Origin of the sequence: Agrobacterium sp. ST15.13.013 (assembly GCF_027956525.1) — a bacterium.
Taxonomy (GTDB): Bacteria; Pseudomonadota; Alphaproteobacteria; order Rhizobiales; family Rhizobiaceae; genus Agrobacterium; species Agrobacterium salinitolerans.
In genome coordinates this window covers 1-945 of the sequence record NZ_JAQKGP010000077.1, presented here as the reverse complement: position 1 = coordinate 945, position 945 = coordinate 1, and the positions used below count along the sequence as shown (strand labels likewise).

Here is a 945-nt window from a genome sequence, read left to right as displayed (position 1 = left end):
AGGCCAATGCCAACAAGGGCAAATACGATCTGGCCATGCTCCAGAAGTCGCGGGCCGATTATTGGGCCGATCTGGATCGAGCGATCGAGGCGGAGCGCATATCCCATGGGCAGAAGCCGTTGAGGGAGAAACAGCGCGAGCCGGAGGTGAAGGAAACGAAGGTCAGCCGTACCGATCCCGATAGCGGTTATATGGTGCGCGACGGCAAGCCCAAGGGCTTCTTCTATCTCGATCACCGCACTGTCGACGGCCGCCATGCGATCATCACCGATACGCATGTAACGCCGGCCAATGTGCATGACAGTATCGTCTACCTGGAGCGGCTCGACCGGCAGCGCCAACGCTTCGACTTGCATGTCGGGGCGGTCGGGCTGGACGCAGGCTATGCCACGGCAGGCATTGCCAAGGGTCTGGAGGACAGAGATATCCTCGGCGTGACCGGCTATCGCAACCCGACCCCGCCCAAAGACGGGATGATGCGCAAGTCGAAGTTCGTCTACGAACCAGAGACCGATGGCTACCGCTGCCCTGAAGGACAACTGTTGACCTATGCGACGACCGACCGCAGCGGTTACAGGCACTATCGCTCAGACCCCTCCATCTGCCGTGACTGCCCGCTTCTTGCCTCCTGCACGTCCAATGCCGGCTCGATACGAACCATCACCCGGCATGTCTGGCAAGATGCACGCGAACGCACGGATGTTCATCGAAAGACGGCGTGGGGCAAGGCGATCTACAAGCGGCGCAAGGAAACGGTGGAGCGCTCCTTCGCCGATGCCAAGCAGCTTCACGGGCACCGCTATGCCCGCTTCCGCGGCTTGATCAAGGTTAGATGGCAGTGCCTGCTCGCCGCGAGCGCCCAGAACATCAAGAAAATAGCGATGGCGCTCACGAAAGCACCCAAACCCGCCTGGGGATGAGGAAACGAGGCTCATCTTATCTCCC

1 protein-coding gene is annotated in these 945 nt (G+C 60.5%); it reads left to right on the top strand.

What is annotated here, in order from left to right; genetic code table 11:
- On the top strand, positions 1-920 hold a 920-nt coding region (locus tag PL597_RS25930; RefSeq protein WP_271366649.1), incomplete at its 5' end, for an IS1182 family transposase.
- Positions 921-945 lie beyond the last annotated feature (25 nt).